Source organism: Sphingobacterium sp. NPDC055431, assembly GCF_053644255.1.
Genome location: NZ_JBSHLH010000015.1, coordinates 16,113 through 33,902, shown reverse-complemented (window position 1 = coordinate 33,902; position 17,790 = coordinate 16,113). Strand labels below are relative to the sequence as shown.

20 protein-coding genes and 1 tRNA gene are annotated in these 17,790 nt (G+C 37.7%); 16 read left to right on the top strand and 5 right to left on the bottom strand.

Annotation, left to right across the window (positions count from 1 at the left end; all coding sequences use genetic code 11):
* Positions 1-29: 29 nt before the first annotated feature.
* Both ribH and ACWIB3_RS13465 read left to right on the top strand, forming a co-directional pair.
* Entirely contained in the window at positions 30-518 is a 489-nt protein-coding gene (gene ribH / locus ACWIB3_RS13470) for a 6,7-dimethyl-8-ribityllumazine synthase (protein ID WP_185213885.1), read from the top strand.
* 142 nt (positions 519-660) lie between these two features.
* Positions 661-1,380 (top strand): hypothetical protein, encoded by a 720-nt coding sequence (locus ACWIB3_RS13465; RefSeq protein WP_185213884.1) that lies wholly within the window; start codon positions 661-663, stop codon positions 1,378-1,380.
* 57 nt (positions 1,381-1,437) lie between these two features.
* Here the strand turns inward: ACWIB3_RS13465 and ACWIB3_RS13460 are convergent, their stop codons facing one another.
* On the bottom strand, positions 1,438-2,310 hold the full coding sequence (locus tag ACWIB3_RS13460) for a LysR family transcriptional regulator (protein WP_454291872.1): 873 nt from the start codon (positions 2,308-2,310) through the stop codon (positions 1,438-1,440).
* 87 nt (positions 2,311-2,397) lie between these two features.
* Between ACWIB3_RS13460 and ACWIB3_RS13455 the strand changes: the two genes are divergently transcribed.
* Positions 2,398-3,114 carry a class I SAM-dependent methyltransferase gene (locus tag ACWIB3_RS13455; protein ID WP_454291871.1) on the top strand — a complete coding sequence of 239 codons (717 nt, stop codon included), beginning with the start codon at positions 2,398-2,400 and terminating at the stop codon, positions 3,112-3,114.
* A 105-nt stretch (positions 3,115-3,219) separates the two neighbouring features.
* On the opposite strand, the gene ACWIB3_RS13450 is transcribed toward ACWIB3_RS13455, so the two are convergent.
* The gene (locus ACWIB3_RS13450) at positions 3,220-5,706 is read right to left on the bottom strand and encodes a beta-N-acetylhexosaminidase (RefSeq protein ID WP_454291870.1); all 2,487 of its coding nucleotides are present in this window, start codon (positions 5,704-5,706) and stop codon (positions 3,220-3,222) included.
* 114 nt (positions 5,707-5,820) lie between these two features.
* Here ACWIB3_RS13450 and ACWIB3_RS13445 point away from each other — a divergent pair.
* A tRNA-Glu gene (locus ACWIB3_RS13445) sits at positions 5,821-5,892 on the top strand.
* On the opposite strand, the gene ACWIB3_RS13440 is transcribed toward ACWIB3_RS13445, so the two are convergent.
* Together ACWIB3_RS13440 and ACWIB3_RS13435 are read right to left on the bottom strand one after the other, a co-directional pair.
* Positions 5,855-7,417, bottom strand: a complete 1,563-nt coding sequence (locus ACWIB3_RS13440; protein WP_454291892.1) for a recombinase family protein — start codon at positions 7,415-7,417, stop codon at positions 5,855-5,857. The two genes, ACWIB3_RS13445 and ACWIB3_RS13440, sit on opposite strands and share 38 nt — an antisense overlap.
* A gap of 59 nt (positions 7,418-7,476) precedes the next feature.
* Positions 7,477-7,638, bottom strand: a complete 162-nt coding sequence (locus tag ACWIB3_RS13435) for a hypothetical protein (RefSeq protein WP_454291869.1) — start codon at positions 7,636-7,638, stop codon at positions 7,477-7,479.
* 489 nt (positions 7,639-8,127) lie between these two features.
* On the opposite strand from ACWIB3_RS13435, the gene mobA reads away from it, so the two are divergent.
* The 8 genes from mobA to ACWIB3_RS13395 all read left to right on the top strand — a co-directional run bounded on the left by mobA (position 8,128) and on the right by ACWIB3_RS13395 (position 15,264).
* A complete protein-coding gene (gene mobA / locus ACWIB3_RS13430; protein WP_454291868.1) occupies positions 8,128-8,562 on the top strand; it encodes a conjugal transfer protein MobA in 435 nt (144 codons plus the stop codon).
* Positions 8,563-8,566: 4 nt separating this feature from the next.
* A complete protein-coding gene (gene mobB / locus ACWIB3_RS13425; protein ID WP_454291867.1) occupies positions 8,567-9,829 on the top strand; it encodes a conjugal transfer protein MobB in 1,263 nt (420 codons plus the stop codon).
* Positions 9,830-9,902: 73 nt separating this feature from the next.
* Positions 9,903-10,457, top strand: a complete 555-nt coding sequence (locus ACWIB3_RS13420; protein ID WP_454291866.1) for a TetR/AcrR family transcriptional regulator — start codon at positions 9,903-9,905, stop codon at positions 10,455-10,457.
* On the top strand, positions 10,457-11,701 hold the full coding sequence (gene fabF / locus ACWIB3_RS13415) for a beta-ketoacyl-ACP synthase II (protein ID WP_454291865.1): 1,245 nt from the start codon (positions 10,457-10,459) through the stop codon (positions 11,699-11,701). The genes ACWIB3_RS13420 and fabF overlap by 1 nt, the downstream gene beginning before the upstream one ends.
* 154 nt (positions 11,702-11,855) lie before the next feature.
* Positions 11,856-12,233: a nuclear transport factor 2-like protein gene (locus tag ACWIB3_RS13410; RefSeq protein ID WP_075168334.1), complete on the top strand. Its 378-nt coding sequence runs from the start codon at positions 11,856-11,858 to the stop codon at positions 12,231-12,233.
* Positions 12,234-12,256: 23 nt separating this feature from the next.
* A complete protein-coding gene (gene tet(X), locus ACWIB3_RS13405; protein ID WP_410114064.1) occupies positions 12,257-13,393 on the top strand; it encodes a tetracycline-inactivating monooxygenase Tet(X) in 1,137 nt (378 codons plus the stop codon).
* A gap of 17 nt (positions 13,394-13,410) precedes the next feature.
* Positions 13,411-14,271 (top strand): macrolide hydrolase EstT, encoded by an 861-nt coding sequence (gene estT / locus ACWIB3_RS13400; protein ID WP_104483794.1) that lies wholly within the window; start codon positions 13,411-13,413, stop codon positions 14,269-14,271.
* A gap of 147 nt (positions 14,272-14,418) precedes the next feature.
* On the top strand, positions 14,419-15,264 hold the full coding sequence (locus ACWIB3_RS13395; RefSeq protein ID WP_286480946.1) for an RteC domain-containing protein: 846 nt from the start codon (positions 14,419-14,421) through the stop codon (positions 15,262-15,264).
* 171 nt (positions 15,265-15,435) lie between these two features.
* Here ACWIB3_RS13395 and ACWIB3_RS13390 read toward each other — a convergent pair whose 3' ends face one another.
* Positions 15,436-15,621: a hypothetical protein gene (locus ACWIB3_RS13390; RefSeq protein ID WP_286480944.1), complete on the bottom strand. Its 186-nt coding sequence runs from the start codon at positions 15,619-15,621 to the stop codon at positions 15,436-15,438.
* A gap of 152 nt (positions 15,622-15,773) precedes the next feature.
* Between ACWIB3_RS13390 and ACWIB3_RS13385 the strand changes: the two genes are divergently transcribed.
* From ACWIB3_RS13385 to ACWIB3_RS13370, 4 genes are all read left to right on the top strand, one after another.
* The gene (locus tag ACWIB3_RS13385; protein WP_286480939.1) at positions 15,774-16,322 is read left to right on the top strand and encodes a DUF6922 domain-containing protein; all 549 of its coding nucleotides are present in this window, start codon (positions 15,774-15,776) and stop codon (positions 16,320-16,322) included.
* A 2-nt stretch (positions 16,323-16,324) separates the two neighbouring features.
* Positions 16,325-16,972 (top strand): nucleotidyl transferase AbiEii/AbiGii toxin family protein, encoded by a 648-nt coding sequence (locus tag ACWIB3_RS13380; protein WP_454291864.1) that lies wholly within the window; start codon positions 16,325-16,327, stop codon positions 16,970-16,972.
* A gap of 171 nt (positions 16,973-17,143) precedes the next feature.
* On the top strand, positions 17,144-17,359 hold the full coding sequence (locus ACWIB3_RS13375) for a helix-turn-helix domain-containing protein (RefSeq protein ID WP_435659248.1): 216 nt from the start codon (positions 17,144-17,146) through the stop codon (positions 17,357-17,359).
* Positions 17,359-17,787: a very short patch repair endonuclease gene (locus tag ACWIB3_RS13370; protein WP_286480927.1), complete on the top strand. Its 429-nt coding sequence runs from the start codon at positions 17,359-17,361 to the stop codon at positions 17,785-17,787. The genes ACWIB3_RS13375 and ACWIB3_RS13370 overlap by 1 nt, the downstream gene beginning before the upstream one ends.
* Positions 17,788-17,790: the final 3 nt, after the last annotated feature.

The window sequence follows — 17,790 nt, the reverse complement described above, 5'->3', positions numbered from 1 at the left end:
TGGTAGCCTTTTTATTTTAATTTATATCTATGTCGAGTACATTAAAAAATCTATCTGATTTTTCCCATTTACAGGTGGGCAATGCTGAGAATCTGAAATTTGCGATTGTAGTTTCTCAATGGAATGCCCAAATCACAGGAGCTTTGTTGAATGGAGCATACAAAGGATTATTAGAAAACGGAGCGAAAGAAGAGAACATTGAATTAATTGAAGTACCTGGGAGCTATGAATTGATTTCAGGGAGCGACATTGCCTTGCGTAATCAAGAATTGGACGCCGTGATTACCTTAGGCTGTGTAATCCAAGGTGAAACAAGACATTTTGACTTTATCTGTGATGCGGTAGCCAATGGTATCGCGCAGGTAGGGATAAAATATAATAAACCGGTAATTTTTGGCGTATTAACAACAGACAACCAAGAACAGGCATTGGACAGAGCGGGTGGCAAGCACGGAAATAAAGGTGAAGAAGCTGCCATTACGGCAATCCAAATGGGCCTAATCCATAAAAACCATTAATGGTATTGTTTTTGATATCTAGGAGGTTATGAAACAAAATACACATACGGACCAGGCAACTCAATCATTCCCAATTTGATTTTGGGGTTGCAGCTTTATGCACGTAGTGAATTCCTCTCATATTATCACAAAATTCAGTATTATGAAACAACAGAAGAATATAGTTTTCTATATCTATTTAATATTTGCTGCCATCACTATTTCTCCAGCAGTCCTATTGGCTCAGTCCAATGGCATTGTCGATAAAATCTGGAATGCAGTAGGTGGTAAGAACAAATGGGAAACCACAAAGTATATTATGTTTACCGTATCGGGGAACAGCAAATACCCTGCTATCAGCGGAAACAGAAAGTTCTTATTGGATAAACAAACTGGGAATGTTCGTTTTGAAGGTACGCTGAACAATGAAAATGTAGTAGCATTGTTAAATGTTCAGAACCAAAAATTAAACCATGTATATGATGAAAATGGTGCTGAAATGGCCGTACAGACCTATAAGGAATTATTGCCTGATTTGATCGCTCAGTACAACATTGACTTGAAGGTGCTTTCTTTACCGATCACCATTATGTCGTCAAATATCAGTTCGCAGAGCAGCAGCAAGATCATCAATGCAGAGAAGCTTCAGAAATTGGATTTCTCAAATTTCTTAGGTAACTCCGGAAGCTTTTATGTCAGTGAAGAGTCTGGGCTGGTGAAACGTTTGGACTATGACAATAAGAGCTATTTGGTGAACGGCTATAAGGATATTGGTAATGGGTTGATCTTACCTACAACCTTTAAAGCGACTTCGGATAGCATTACCTATCAAAAGGTAGCTTCTTTTACAGAAATGGAACCAGAAAAGTTCAAATCCTTTTAAGGATCTAAAACTCAATCTAAAGGATATAATAAGGCCATTCAATAACTTGAATGGCCTTTATCTTTGAATCTTTATGATCCTTTCTATGATCTGCATCAAGCCTGTCCTGGAGTTATCCTGATGGTAGGCTAGATAAACATTGCTCTCCACTTTATGTTTCAGATTAGATGAGCTTAATACCGAAAGGTCTGACATGTCTTTAACCATACTCAATGGTGCAATGGCATAACCAATATTTAGCTTGACCAGTTCCAAGATAGCGTTCATATTGTTGCATTGATGCTTTACCTTGGGTTCAAATCCTAATTTATTGCAAAACTCTTCGCTGTGCCTAAAATACTCAGGAGCGTAATCTTGGTTAAAAGAGATATAATCCATTTTGCTTAATTGATCCATGGATGCTAGTCTATAATTATTGGCATTCCCCACGATACACAGTTCATCCTTGAACAATAACTTTTTGACCACAACTGCATTTGGGCTGTGGCTACGGATAATGGAAAGATCCAATTTACCACTTTCCAAAGATGCGATTTGCGATTGGCTGGAAGCCTCAATGAGATTGACCTGCAAATTTGGAAAGCTAATTTTGAGTTCTTCCAAGATTCTCGCAATAAGTCCCTTTGGTGTGGAGCTGATATAACCCAAACGCAGTTCACCTGACACCTGCTCATGGATCAGTCTGGTTGTATTCTTCACCTGTTCCAAATGATCGATCAATTCATTGATTTGCGCATAGAAGTACTGCCCTGCTTCTGTAAGTTCTACTTTTTTGTTGTTCCTGTGAAAAAGATCGACCTGCAATTCATTTTCGAGCTCCTTAATCTGCCTGCTCAGCGGTGGCTGGGAAATAAAGAGCCTTTTGGCTGCATTTCCAAAATGAAGCTCTTCTGCCAAGGTCTTGAAATAGAATAAATGTCTTAGCTCCATGATACCTAAAAAGTATTGTACTATGATAAAAATAGTATTTTTTAGGTATAACTGAATCCGATAAATTTGGATATAGAACAATAGATTATGGAAAAATCAACATTAGTAGAAATAGAACAGCGGTTTGATGCCGATGTGGAGCGTTTTGCAAATCTGGAAACCAGTCAGGCGAATACCATCGATGCAGTATTGAATATGGAATTGATTACCGATGGAATCAGGGATATGTATCCGAACCTCAAAAACATATTGGACATCGGCTGCGGTGCGGGTAACTATGCCATCAAGACCCTAATGAAAAGCAATAATAAGGTGAATGTTGATTTAGTCGACTTAAGTCAACCTATGCTGGACAGGGCAAAGCATAGGGTTCAAGAACATACTGAGGGCGAAGTTCAAGTTTTTAAGGGCGATTTTAGGTCCATTGATTTACCCAAGGGCAAATATGATGTGATCATTGCAACCATGGTCTTACATCATTTAAGGGATGATGAAGATTGGGAAAAGGCATTTATGAAACTCCATGGTTTGCTGAATGAGGGTGGAAGTATTTGGATTTTCGACATCGTGGAACAAAACAGTACTGAAATCCAAAAATTCATGTATAATGACCGATATGGAGAGTTTTTAGTGAAATTGAAAGATAAAGCCTATCAGGAACATGTTTTCGCCTATATAGAAAAAGAGGATTCTCCAAGGCCCCTACTCTATCAATTGCACTTGTTGGAGAAGGTAGGTTTTAAAAAGGTCGATATATTGCACAAGCATTTATGCTTTGCTTCGTTTTTGGGATTTAAAGGTTAAGAGATGTGAGATATGGGACAGTGGAAAGGCTTTTTCAGATAAGAAAGGAGAACATCCAAGGTTATAGGATTAATAGCCTTGGATGTTCTGCATTTTGATAGTATTTTATTGGGCTAGGTAGGTTGATACTCTTCCTATCCTGCCTTTATCGTCTACTACAGCCAAATTGATCTTGTCTCCTTTTTTGACCTGGATTCCATCTATAGGGAATCGCTGTGATCCTGAATTAGGTTCTGAACCATCAAGGGTATAGAAGATATCAAAGCCAGGATATTCAATATTTGCTTGGATTTTGTTCCCTTTTTGGACAACGCCTACGGAAGGTAATCTATAGTTGAACCCATCAGCGATCAGGTCCAGTTTCGGAAGTTCCTTCTTCCCTACTTTATTTACAAAATCGGAATAGCTTTGAGCAAAGGCCTTCTTATCAAATTTGGAATCCTCCTCCCACACTCTTTTAGGAGCCCAAGCGCGCTCAGACAAAGCATATAACCTTGGGAACAACATATAGTCCATGCGTTCTGGGGTCAATACGGTCTCTGCCCAAAGAGCGGCTTTAATACCTAAGAGATTAGATTTTCCTTTTTCGGTCAACCTTACCTTGGAAGCCAGGTATTTCGGTTCCAATTTCTTGCCAGGTTCCGTAATGGCCATATTGGAGAAAAAGTTCTCAGGCAACAATGAAAAGGAATGATAAAGATCGGATATTGCGGCCCATTTTAATCCAGGCTCCCTGAAATCACGGTCCCAGACCATATCCAGGTAGAGATTAGCTGCGCTGATGAACATGGTCTTGTATCCAGCATTGGCCAATTTATAGACTAAATCCTCATGGCCTCCCCCGATTACGTTGTTCCATACATCAAGATGCATATTGAGATGAGCCAACTCCTCATTGACTACCATTCCAGATCCTTTATTGACCATTCCGAACTCTTCCCATCCAGCCATGATCAACCCTTTGGAGGCACAGATTTCGTTGATCTTCTTGACGTAGTAGGGCCAAACCTCATAAACAGTTTTAAAGCCTTCTTTTTTCATCAGGGCCTGGATGGCCGGAGATTTCTCCCATGAACCCGCTGGAACCTCATCTCCTCCCAGGGAAACCACCTCTAACTTCAAGCCAACCTCATCATACATCTTCTTGATATCGTCCAATACAACGTCTAAAAAGCGGTAAACGGAAGGCAAGGCCGGGTTCATCACATTATCGTCCCAGTATTGCGCCGAACTGTATTCGGATTTGTCCTCGGCTTCGTAAAGTAAGAACTCTTCTGCTTCTTGGGTTTTACCAGCTTTCATTAACCTGTTGTACCGAGTTTCCATTGATTTGATGGCAGCTCGTGCATGACCTGGCGTTTCAATCTCTGGAATGACGGAGATATAGTTTGCCGCAGCATATTTCAATATTTCCTGAAATTGGGCTTTGGTCAAGAAATGACCTTCAGTCACGTTCGTTCCAGATCCATAGGCAGGTTGAATACTCGTCCCGTCCTGATAGAAAGGTGATCGTTGGGAGCCAATTTCTGTCAACTCCGGTAAGGATGGGATCTCTAATCGCCAACCTTCATCATCAATGAAGTGCAGATGGAGTTTGTTGACCTTCAATTGAGCCAATACATCAATGTATTTTTTGATGGTTTCAATACCCTTAAAATTACGGGCTATATCCATCATAAAACCACGGTATTCGAACCTAGGTTTGTCATTGACTTCCAAATACGGAAGGCTTACATCTGCCTTGCCCTTCAATTGTTCTGCAGTAAGCAAGGACTTGATGGATTGTAGAGCATAGAATGCTCCAGCTGGCTCGCTCGCTTCAATAGAAATGCCTCTGTTGTCTATTTTTAGATTGTACTCCTCATTAGCCATTCCTTTTTTATAGAGGATCTTGATGTTGGCATCCCCTTCATTTCCGTTGACAAAATGGAATTGGCTCAGTTGCTGAGCGAGTTCCTGGAAAGGCTTTAGAGCAAAGTTGAAATGTTCATGAATATAGTAACTGACATCGGAATTGAATTTATAAGACCCTTTACCTACTTTGATATGGGCAGGTGTGGGAAGAATCAACTGCTCACCCGAAGAGATCCTGGAAGCATTCTTTTCAAAGAGTTCGTTTAGAAATTTGTTCTGTTCCTCGGAACTGAGATGCAGCGGAATCACCTGCGGATGTCCGATATTGATGATTTCCTTGGGATTATCTCTGTTTTGAAGGTAAAAACCATTTGGAGTAAGGGAGGTATGCGTAATTGGATAGGGTGATTTATAATCGATCACCAAGGAGTCTTTCGCTTTGATGAAGGATTGATCCGAAAAATCGATGGAATATAAGTTTCCGTTGCGGTTGTGTATCGAATAACCATCCACACTTTTCTCTTCAATGGGATACATGGAATTGAACCAAAGGTTGTATCCTTTAAGGTTCAAATTCTGCATGTCATTGTTTTTTACAATGATCTTTAGTGCTAGATTATCTTTGGGGTTATAATTTTCATTGAAATCCCATTTTACTTCCAGATTATTCTTTTGGGCCTGCACTTGGCCTGCCAACAAAAGAACTCCGCAGAGACTTAGGGTTTTAATTAGTTTCATATGATGTAGTTTACAGCTTAAAAATAGCACCTTAAAAGGGAATCAGCAATTTTTATGAAAAATATTTTGTGTTAATAAAAGTAAATTCTATATTTGCACACCGGAAAACAAAACGGCCCGTTCGTCTAGGGGTTAGGACGCAAGATTTTCATTCTTGAAACAGGGGTTCGATTCCCCTACGGGCTACTAAACAGGACAAATGAAATTTATTTTCGTTTGTCCTGTTCTTATTTTGGGGTAATTCGTTGTTTATCTGAAAGATATGGTTAGCGATGATGTTCATTCGGGCGGTTCGATAAGTTTTTCCGTCAAACTCCAATTTTTCGGGGAATATCGAACCAATTATATCCCGCCTTGTGTTTATTTCGCCCTCGCTGTACATTTTGGGAATATTTTCTATGTAATTTAAAGCCCTGTCCAAAGACTTTTCTATATTGATTTTCTTGGTATCAGAACCGTCCTTGCTCAACTGTTCTTCCAAACTCTCAATTCGTTTTCTACACTCATCTTTGATTTCGAGGTATTCCTCATCATCAATAATTTCAGATAGCAGTTTGTTGCGTGCTACTGATAACCTTGCATTCAGTTTATCTATTTCCTGTGCAATCTGTTTCTTTTCGTCAAATGGATTATTCACGAATTTCTTGTAGTTGTCCAGCAACAGTTTTTTCACTATTTGAGAGGTACCGTTTAATGCAAACTGACGCATACTCTTTTCAAAAATATCATTGGCTAATTCAGCTTTTTGACGGAAGCCACAGGAGGAAACGCAATGGTAGTAGTAATAACGGCTTGTTCTTCCTTTGGAAGCACTTCCTGTCAGGTTGCGACCACATTCAGGACATACCAAGAAGCCACGTAAGGGCAGGTTCTCGTCTGAAAGTATTTTCGTATTGGGACGTTCTACTCTTTTGTTTCCGTCCAATATCAGTTGCACCCTATCAAAAAGTTCTTTAGAGATAAGCGGTTCGTGCTGACCTTGTACCAAATGTGCTTCTTCGTCCTTGAATTTGGCAATGAATATCTTGCCATAGTACAGCGGATTACGTATGGCTACGTGGAAAGCACTTCGACTTATAGTTGTCTTGTGTAACGTATTCATATTCTGCCGTACTTGGTCACAGGCAAACACGCCTTTTGCTATTTCGTTGAAAGCCCAACGCATAGCTGATGCTTCAGGTTCTTTTGGAGCAATGTATTTTCTTCCGTCCTCTTTGCTTCTGTTAATATATCCGAAAGGAGCTCTACCCATTAAACGCCCCTCTTTCCTTGCCCTACGCATACCGTAAAACGTATTTAATGCCCTGCGGTCATTCTCTACTTCGGGAGCGGACAGATATATCGCAAGCATCATCTTGTTTTCGGGAATAGAAAGGTCTAAAGGCTGTTCTACCGCCTGTGGATCTATACCAAGTTTGTTGAGTGTGCTAATCATCTGATAGGCATCACCTGCATTACGGCTGAACCTATCCCATTTGGTAAACAGAACAAGGTCAGTCTTTGAACTTTTCTTTTTAAGGCTGTTCAGCAATCTCGTCCATTCGGGTCGGTTAAAGGTTTTGGCGGAATGGTCTTCGTAGATAACCTGCCCGACAGCAATCTTATTAGTCGCACAGTACCTTTTCAGACGTTCCTCTTGGTCACGCTGTGAATATCCCTTGTCTGCCTGTTCGTCCGTGGAAACACGGATATATAAATCGGCTCTTTTCATAGCTAATCTTTTTGAGTGGGTATTAATGTTTTGTGGGATTAGCTAAAGTACGAAATAAATCATTCGGTATCAAAGCATTCACGGATAATTATCATTGTGAGGTTGTACAGAAACTCCATAATCAGTTCGGCTTTTTCCTGTTCCACATCAATACCTGCCTCACGGAGAAGCTCCATTGCTTCTTCGATCGGTATTTTCTCTATTTCCTTTCTCTCCTGCATTGCCTAACGTTGTGGTGTTACGGCTAAAGTAGTTAAGGAAATAGGTCAGGCTTAAAATGTTGCAGTCAGAGGTAGTATTTGGCGTTTAAAGGTAGTTTGTGCAGTTTTTACACTTCTCCAATCCGACTTACATAGTCAAGTTTTGGTCTAATATGGCTTGGCATCATTTGGCATTCAAAGGTTGCATTTGGCACTATGCTGTATGGCAATGGTTCAGGGTACATCTCTTTACTTTGTAAATGGATTATGGAGGTGTTTTAATCCGGAAAGCAACGTGTTTAGGAACAGAAAACGGAAGCAGTTTCGGACTGCTTTTTTCGGCTAACTCCAATCCGTTTGCAAAACGGATTTTTCTGAACTCCTGTTCAGAGCAAGTTATCTTTTGAGGTGCTCGAAATGAATTTCGGCACTCAAAAGTACTTGCCCTTGTAGGGGGCTGAAAACCGCTCCGAAGTCGCAGTTTTGGTTTAACATTAAAATGGATTTATTATGGAAGAAAAGAACAGTAAACAAATTAGGAAAACAGGTAGAAAACCGAAGATTGACCCTGCCGTACATCGGTATTCCATTAACCTGAATGCAGAGGTAAATGCCAAGTTTCTTGCCCTTTTTGACCAATCGGGAATGAACATAAAAGCACATTTCATTACGGCTTGCATCTTTCAGAATACGGTAAAGACCGTAAAAATTGATATGAATGCGGTAGAATACTACACAGGACTGACCAAATTTTTCGGTCAGTTTCGGGGAATAGCAACCAATTACAACCAGATTGTAAGATTATTGAACGCTAATTTTTCGGAGAAAAAAGCATCTGCATACCTCTATAAATTGGAAAAACAGACCGCAGGAATGAAAGAACTGTTGCTAAAGGTTTTAATTCTTACCGATGAATTTGAAAAGAAATACCTAAACAAAGAGTAAAAAAATGATTGCAAAAATCGGAAAAGGAAGCAATATGTATGGTGCTATTCTGTACAATCAGCAGAAAGTGGACAGGGAAAACGGAGCGGTTTTGTTGTTGAACAAAATTCCTGACACCATTGACGGAAAGTATTCCGTAGCTTATTTCCATAAATGTTTTGAACCGTACTTGTCTGCCAATATCAAAACGGAAAAGACAGTACGGCATATTTCGTTGAACCCCGACCCGAAAGACAAGGTAAGCGATGAGCAGTTTACGGAAATGGCACAGGAATATATGGAACGTATGGGTTACAAAAATCAGCCTTTTATCGTTTTCAAACATACAGATATTGACCGCACACATATTCATATTGTTTCAACCTGCGTGGGTATTGACGGAAAGAAAATTCCCGATGATTACGACCACAAACGCTCGATGGCAATCTGTCGGGATTTGGAGCAGAAATACAACCTACACAAAGCCACCGAACAGGAACAGAAACAAGCCGATAAGATTTTCAAAAAGGTAGAACAGCAGAAAGGCGATATTAAAAGTCAAATGGCTTCGGTAGTACGGCATCTGCCAAAATATTATCAGTACACAAGTCTTGGAGCATACAACGCCTTGCTTTCATTTTTTAATATTACGGCAGAGGAAATAAAAGGAGAACGGAACGGCAAGCCTGTACACGGATTGGTATATTTTGCACTGAACGGCAAGGGAGAAAAGGTAAGCAATCCGTTCAAATCATCGCTATTCGGGAAAGATGCAGGGATTGCACAGCTTCAAAAACACTTTGAGCAGTCCAAAGAGAAAATGAAAACCAACCCTGCAAGGTCTGTTTTAAAGAATACCGTTGAACTGGCTATGCACACCACAAACAACGAAAGGGAATTTAAAAAGCAACTTGCAGAACAGAGCATACATACTGCTGTAAGGCGTAATGACAACGGACGGATTTACGGCATTACCTTTATTGACAACGGTAGCCGTACCGTTTGGAACGGCTCACAGTTAGACAGAAATCTATCAGCCAATCTGTTTAACGAATGGTGGAACAACGGAAACAAACCCGAATTGAAAACACAGCACATCTCTATTTCCAAACCGAATACAATAGACGATTTGCCAGCGAAAGACCTTTTTGAGTTTATTCCACAAGAACATTCGGCTAATTTCGATATGGGATTGTTTAGCCTGTTACCCGATGCACAAGGTGTGGATTACGAAGAAGAACAGTTTGCCAAAAGAATGAAGAAAAAGAAGAAACGCAGGAGGTTGTAGTACAACGGAAAATCTGTTTGAACAAAAAAAGTTAATCTACCTATTAGTAGATAGAAATTTATATCTTTGCTTTATGGAAACAAAAGAAAAAATAGTAACCGAAGCCATAGCATTTATCACGACAAGAGGAACAAATGCTTTTAGTTACAAGGATATATCTAAAGAAATTGGTATTAAAACTTCTTCTATCCACTATTATTTTCCGACAAAAAATGATTTGATTGTAGCTGTTTTAGAACATGTTATTCAAAAAAATAAAGAAGATAGAAAGCGAAACAATTACAGCAATATGAAATCGGCTTTAAGAGGTTATATAGATGAACATATCTTAATAAGAGAGCAAAATAAAGTCTCAGTAATTGCTGCATTAGCGGCAGATATAAACACTTTAGAGCCTCAAATCAAAGCGATATTAAACAACTATATAGAAGAAGAGATAGATTACTTAGCACAAATTCTGAATAAAGGAGAAAAAGAAAACTTATTCGTTTATAAAGCAACTCCACGTATTCAGGCTTTAATGATATTGACAAATTTATTGGCTATTTCAAGAATATCGATGATAACGAAGGAAATATATTTTGAAGACGTAGCCCGACAAATAATAATTGACATAGAGAAAAAATAATGAAAAGAGTAGTAGTTACAGGGCTTGGAGCATTAACGCCCATTGGAAATAATGTAGACGATTTTTGGCAGTCGCTTTTAACAGGCGTTAACGGAACTAACCCCATTACAAAATTTGACACATCAAAATTCAAAACAAAATTTGCTTGCGAACTCAAAGGCTTTGACCCATTAAACCATATTGAAAAAGCAGAAGCAAGAAAATACGATTTGTTTACGCAGTATGCTTTAATTTCCGTTGAAGAAGCCGTTAAAAATGCCAACATTAATTTTGAAACGCTGAACAAAAACCGTATTGGCGTTATTTGGGGGTCGGGAAATGGTGGTATCGGCACATTTCAACAGCAGGTAACTGAATTTGCGCAAGGGGACGGAACACCACGTTTTAGCCCTTTCTTCATCCCGAAGATGATAGTCGATATTGCTTCGGGCATCATCTCGATAAAATATGGGCTTCGGGGCATAAATTTTACAACTGTTTCAGCTTGTGCTACTTCCAATACCGCAATCATTGATGCCTTTAATTATATCCGTTGGGGCAAAGCAGATATGATAATAACAGGCGGTTCGGAAGCGCCTATCAACGAAAGTGCCATTGGTGGTTTCAACGCGTCAAAAGCATTGTCAACCTTAAATGAAAATCCGCAAATGGCATCACGTCCTTTTGACATCAACAGAGACGGTTTTGTTATGGGCGAGGGAGCAGGTGCAATTATTTTGGAAAACTATGAACACGCTATAAAACGAAATGCTCCAATTATTGCCGAGATTGCTGGCGGTGGCATGGCTTCAGACGCATATCATTTAACTGGTACGCACCCAGAGGGAGAAGGGGCATATTTAGGTATGGTTTTAGCATTGGAAGACGCAAATATTTCCGCCAATGAAATAGATTATCTGAACACACATGCTACATCAACACCACAAGGCGATATGAGCGAATTAAAAGCAATAGCAAGACTTTTCGGCAGACAAGGCAAATTAAATATTAGTGCGACAAAATCAATGACAGGACATCTGTTAGGTGCTGCGGGGGCTATCGAAGCAATCGCTTGTATTAAAGCTGTTCAGAATAACATTGTTCCGCCAACAATCAATTCGGTAGATATTGAACCTGAATATAGGGATATATTTAACTTGACGTTACACCAATCACAACAACGGCAAGTGAATTACGCAATGAGTAATACTTTTGGTTTTGGCGGACACATTGCCACAAGTATTTTTAAAAAATATGCTGAATAGAGAGTAGGTGCTAACTTCGGTTTGCTCGTGTTGGCGCTAAATCGAAAGTTCAAGTATCCCAAAATGTTCCTTCGTATAGAAGTTAAAAGTTGGCAATTATCGTAGAACAACCTACAGACAACACAAATATGTAACCGATAAATAATTACAAAATATGACCGACAGAGTAAACATCATCAATAACTACATCGATGGATACAACCAATTTGATATTGAAAAAATGGTTGCAGACCTTGACGATAATATTGTTTTTGAAAACATTCAAAATAATGAGATCAATTTATCGCTGAAAGGGTTAACAGCGTTTAAACAACAGGCAGAAACAGCGAAAACATACTTTGCAAAGAGAACACAGACAGTTAAATCGTTTAGGCATTTTGACAACAGCACTGAAATAGAAATTGATTATATAGCAATTTTAGTAATTGACTTTCCGAACGGCTTAAAAAAAGGGCAAGAGCTAAAGTTATCAGGAAAATCCGTGTTTGAATTTAAAAAAAACAAAGTGATTAAATTGACAGACATTAGTTGACATTAAAACCAGTGAACAAGAATATGACTTTACTAAAACATAAAAAAATTACAATAATTGGTGCCGGGCCTGTTGGATTAACAATGGCGAGATTGTTACAGCAAAACGGCGTGGACATTACAGTTTACGAGAGAGACAAAGACCAAGATGCAAGGATTTTTGGTGGGACACTTGATCTGCACAGGGATTCGGGACAGGAAGCAATGAAAAGAGCGGGATTGTTACAAACTTATTATGACTTAGCTTTACCAATGGGTGTAAATATTGTTGATGAAAAGGGCAATATTTTAACAACAAAAAATGTAAGACCCGAAAATCGTTTTGACAATCCTGAAATAAACAGAAATGACTTAAGGACTATCCTATTAAATAGTTTACAAAATGACACCGTCATTTGGGATAGAAAACTTGTTACCCTTGAACCTGATAAGGAGAAGTGGATACTAACTTTTGAGGATAAATCGAGTGAAACAGCAGATCTGGTTATTATTGCCAATGGTGGAATGTCTAAAGTAAGAAAATTTGTTACCGACACGGAAGTTGAAGAAACAGGTACTTTCAATATACAAGCCGATATTCATCAACCAGAGGTGAACTGTCCTGGATTTTTTCAGCTATGCAATGGAAAGCGGCTAATGGCTGCTCATCAAGGTAATTTATTATTTGCGAATCCCAATAATAATGGTGCATTGCATTTTGGAATAAGTTTTAAAACACCTGATGAATGGAAAAGCAAAACGCAGGTAGATTTTCAAGACAGAAATAGTGTCGTTGATTTTCTCCTGAAAAAATTTTCCGATTGGGACGAACGCTACAAAGAACTGATTCGTTTGACATCATCTTTTGTAGGGTTAGCGACACGAATATTTCCCTTAGATAAGTCTTGGAAAAGTAAGCGTCCATTACCCATAACGATGATTGGAGATGCTGCTCATTTGATGCCTCCTTTTGCGGGACAAGGCGTAAACAGCGGGTTGATGGATGCCTTGATATTGTCGGATAATCTGACCAATGGGAAATTTAACAGCATTGAAGAGGCTATTGAAAATTATGAACAGCAAATGTTTGCTTATGGAAGAGAAGCACAGGCAGAATCAATAATAAACGAAACGGAAATGTTCAGTTCCGACTTTTCGTTCCAAAAACTAATGAATCTATAAAACAGAAAGGCGAGGAAATGAAAGAGAAAATAGTTAAAAAAAACGAAATAAGACTTTTTACCGAAAGTTTTGGATGTGAAAAAAATCCGGCAATACTCTTGATTGCGGGAGCAACGGTATCCATGTTGTATTGGGATGCTGAATTTTGCCAGAAATTATCTGAAAAGGGATTTTTTGTTATTCGCTATGACAATAGGGATGTAGGAAAATCTACTAATTACGAACCAGGTTCAACCCCCTATGATATTGTTGACTTAACCCATGATGCTATTTCAATTTTGGACGGCTATAAAATAGCTAAAGCCAATTTTGTGGGGATTTCACTGGGCGGACTGATTTCTCAAATAGCATCAATAAAATATGCAGACAGAGTAAATTCAATAACACTAATCTCATCAGGTCCTTGGGGCGACTCAGACCCCACAATTCCTGAAATGGATACGCGTATTTTAGATTTTCACGGAAAAGCTGAAACCGTAGATTGGACAAATGAAGACAGTGTGGCAAATTATTTAGTTCAAGGTGCTGAATTGATGAGCGGTAGGAAACAATTTGACAAACAAAGAAGTGAAAAACTGATTAGAGCCGAATTTAAAAGAGCTAATAACTATATAAGTATGTTCAATCATGCGGCATTGCAAGGTGGTGAAGAATACTGGAACAGATTGAGCGAAATCAATCAACCAACCTTAATTATACACGGAACGGACGATAAAATATGGCATTTTAAGAATTCAGCAGTTTTCCTTGAAAAGATAAACGGCTCAAAACTAATAACGCTTGATGGAACCGGACACGAACTACATTTCGAAGATTGGAATAAAATTATTGATGGAATAACGCAACATATAACAAATAACAAAAGAATGAACGAATAAGGGTATTATGTATTTCCACATCAACGGTTTAGAGATTGAAGCTAATATAAATATGTTCTTTGAATAACATCTTTTGGTGTTTTTAATAATCATACTACGCAATATTCTTTTTATAAAAGTAAATATTGTAAACAAACTAAATACGAAATGGTATCTTCATTAAATCATATTATCTCAGAGGTACAGCGAAAAGAAAATGCCATTTCGCTGTCTGCGCCTAATATAATTGATGAAGCGCACCAAATGACTATATACCTAAAAGAGTATTTATGGTCAATAAGAGAGGATATTATAAAGCAGGGTTTTAAAAACCATTGGGAGGAAATCAACTTCTTTCGCAACATTAAGCCATACATCCTCTCCAAACTCATTTACCACAATAAGATCTTTCGCATACAGACAGCTTGTCCTGTTGAAGGAGGAAAAATGTACACAAGTTATTTTTCAGAACAATTGCAAGAATTAAAGCAGGAATACAGAGAACATATCTACAATTCAGATTTTTACAGATATTATCGCTCAGGAAGAACTGACCGTGATGAAACCTATTTTAGGTTAGGCAACATTAATTTCCACGATGGTCTGAATAGTTTTGTATTTGAAATTGACCCGCTGTTTTCTACCTATTATGATAATAAAGTGGCTCGGATAATAGCCAACGAGCTACTTTATACCTATATACTCCAAAAAATTAATGATGATGAAATAGCAGGTTCTCTTTCTGTAAGAGATATTTCATCTGATGCTATTCATTGGACAGATACCAAAAACGCCCTGATAGAACTGATTTATGCTCTTTATGCGAACGGTTCACTTTCCTACGGTAAAATAGGGATACGAAAAATCAGTTTGGTTTTAGAAAAACTGTTTCAGATTACCTTAGGAGATTTGCACAATTCTTTCCATAGGATGAAATACCGTGCCGGTTCCCGAACCGCATTTTTAGACCAACTGAAATCTTCTTTGGAAGAATATATGGGCAAGGATTTATAGAGGTATCAAAAACAAACAAAAAGGGAAACAAAGATAACGGATATAAGATAACTTCACACGCATAATGGCTTCGCCACCCTTCGGGATTTATAGTGCTTCGTAATCTAATATCCATTAGCAGAATGGCTTTCTTTTTTTTCTGTTTTTTTCTTTTGAAGTGAATTTTAAGAGTTATTCATCTTTGTTGGGTGTGGTCTTATCTTCAGAATCAATACTTTTATAGTACTCTTTCATTGTAGAACTCACAATTATTTCGACAATAAGATCTATCAAACGATCTTCTTTTTCCTTTTCCAACTTTTTATAAAGCGTGTCAATATCTTCAAGGCTCTGTTCAGGTGTTTTACCCTTTTTCATAACATCTTATTTTAGACGATAATTTAAAGAAAAACACAGGCTTAAAATTTTGAAATATAAAGCTTAATTGAAATATAACTTTGACAAAAGTTATTTTTTAAGCCGAAGTTATGTAGAGAATTTATCTCATTTTTTTCCTTTGTTAAATTGTTATGTCGACAAACAACAATGTAAGCAAAAATGTTTATATTTGTAATATGATTAGGCAATTTGAAAAATATAAAGGAATACATCCGGGTATTGTACTTGATAGAGAATTAAAAAAACGTTCTATCAAACAACGTCCTTTTGCTTTGTCTTTAGAGGAACATCCTCAAACGTTTAATGCCATTACCAAAGGTAAAAGAGGAATTAGTACGGCATTAGCGTTGAAGATTGAGCGAGAACTTGGTTTGGAAGAAGGTACTTTGGTGATATTGCAGGCATATTATGATATCCAAAAAATCAAAGAAAAAGAAATCCAAAATACTCCTGATCTGCATATCCTGAGTAAAGCTTTGTTTTGGGATACGGATATTCAACACATAGATTGGGATCGACAATACAGAGCTGTTATTCAACGTGTTTTTGAGCGAGGAAATGAGAATGACAAAGATGAGATCATTCGCTTTTATAGTGCTGAAAAAGTCAACCAAGCTTTGCAGGAGTCCAATATCCGAAACCCATATACTATATACAGATTCAATAAAACTACAGACTAATTATGATGTATTATAACACTGTCAATGATCTTTTAAAAAACACATTGATTACACTAATGGAGTCCTCTGTGTTTGAGTCTTTTCGTTTGGTGGGTGGTACAGCATTAAGTCTTCAATTAGGACATCGTTTGTCTGTAGATATAGATTTGTTTAGTGATGCCACATATGGTTCTATTGATTTTAAAGCTATTGATGAATTCATAGAGAAAACATTTCCCTACCACTATCATTTTTCAAATTTAGATCCGGCAATGGGTAAATCTTACAGTGTGGGCACAGATAAGGACAATGTAGTAAAATTAGATGTGTTTTATACGGATGCTTTTATACAATCTCCTTTGATTGAGGCTGCAATCAGAATGGCTACGACCGAAGAAATCATTGCTATGAAAATTGATGTAGTACAACGTATAGGTCGAAAAAAAGATTTTTGGGATTTGCATGAATTACTACAGAAATACAACCTTCCTACCATGCTTTCTCTCCATCAACAACGCTATCCTTATACACACGATGAAGAACTCATATTGAACAACCTCTCCAATTTTGAATTTGCCGATGATGATTTTGACCCAATCTGTTTAAGAGGAAAATATTGGGAGTTTATCAAGGAGGATATTGTTGATGCAGTAAAAGCGTATAAGCCCTAAGCCATATATTCCGAAAAGCATTTCCTAATGATTATTCCCGCAAGGATTATATAAAAATTTCATAATCAGTTCAGCATCTTCTTGAGTGATATTTATTTCAATCAGAATATTGGGTATACTTTATGTTCTTTATGCTTTTTTTGTATATTTTTGCCTAAAACACAAATAGTTTTGGCTTATAAAGAATTGAATAGAATTAGGATAGTTTTGGCAGAGCTAAATAAGAAAAATAAATGGCTCGCAGAAAAGCTTGGCAAGAATCAAGCAACTATTTCTCTTTGGTGTAATAATGCAAGACAGCCATCAATAGAAACATTGTTTGATATAGCAAAGGTTCTAGATGTGAATGTAAGAAAGCTTTTAGTATCGACAAAAAATGATGACTAATGGCGGATGTGCATTCAAAAGAAGTTAGGAGCTTTAATATGAGCCAAGTAAAAGGAAAGGATACGACACCTGAACTTTTAGTAAGAAGATTTCTTTTTGCCAAAGGTTTACGCTACAGATTATATGACAAAAAACTTCCGGGTAAACCGGATATAGTATTACCTAAATATAAAACAGTAATTCTGATACATGGATGTTTTTGGCATGGACACGAAAACTGTAAATATGCAACATTACCAAAAACAAGAGAAGAGTTTTGGCTAGAAAAAATCGAAGGAAATAAAAAAAGAGATAAGGAAAATATTGAAAAATTAAAAAATAAAGATTGGAATGTTCTTGTAGTTTACGGATGCGAACTAAAAAAGAATAACAAAGACCAAACTTTACAAAATATTTTAAGGAACATACAAGACCAATTTCGAAATTGATTT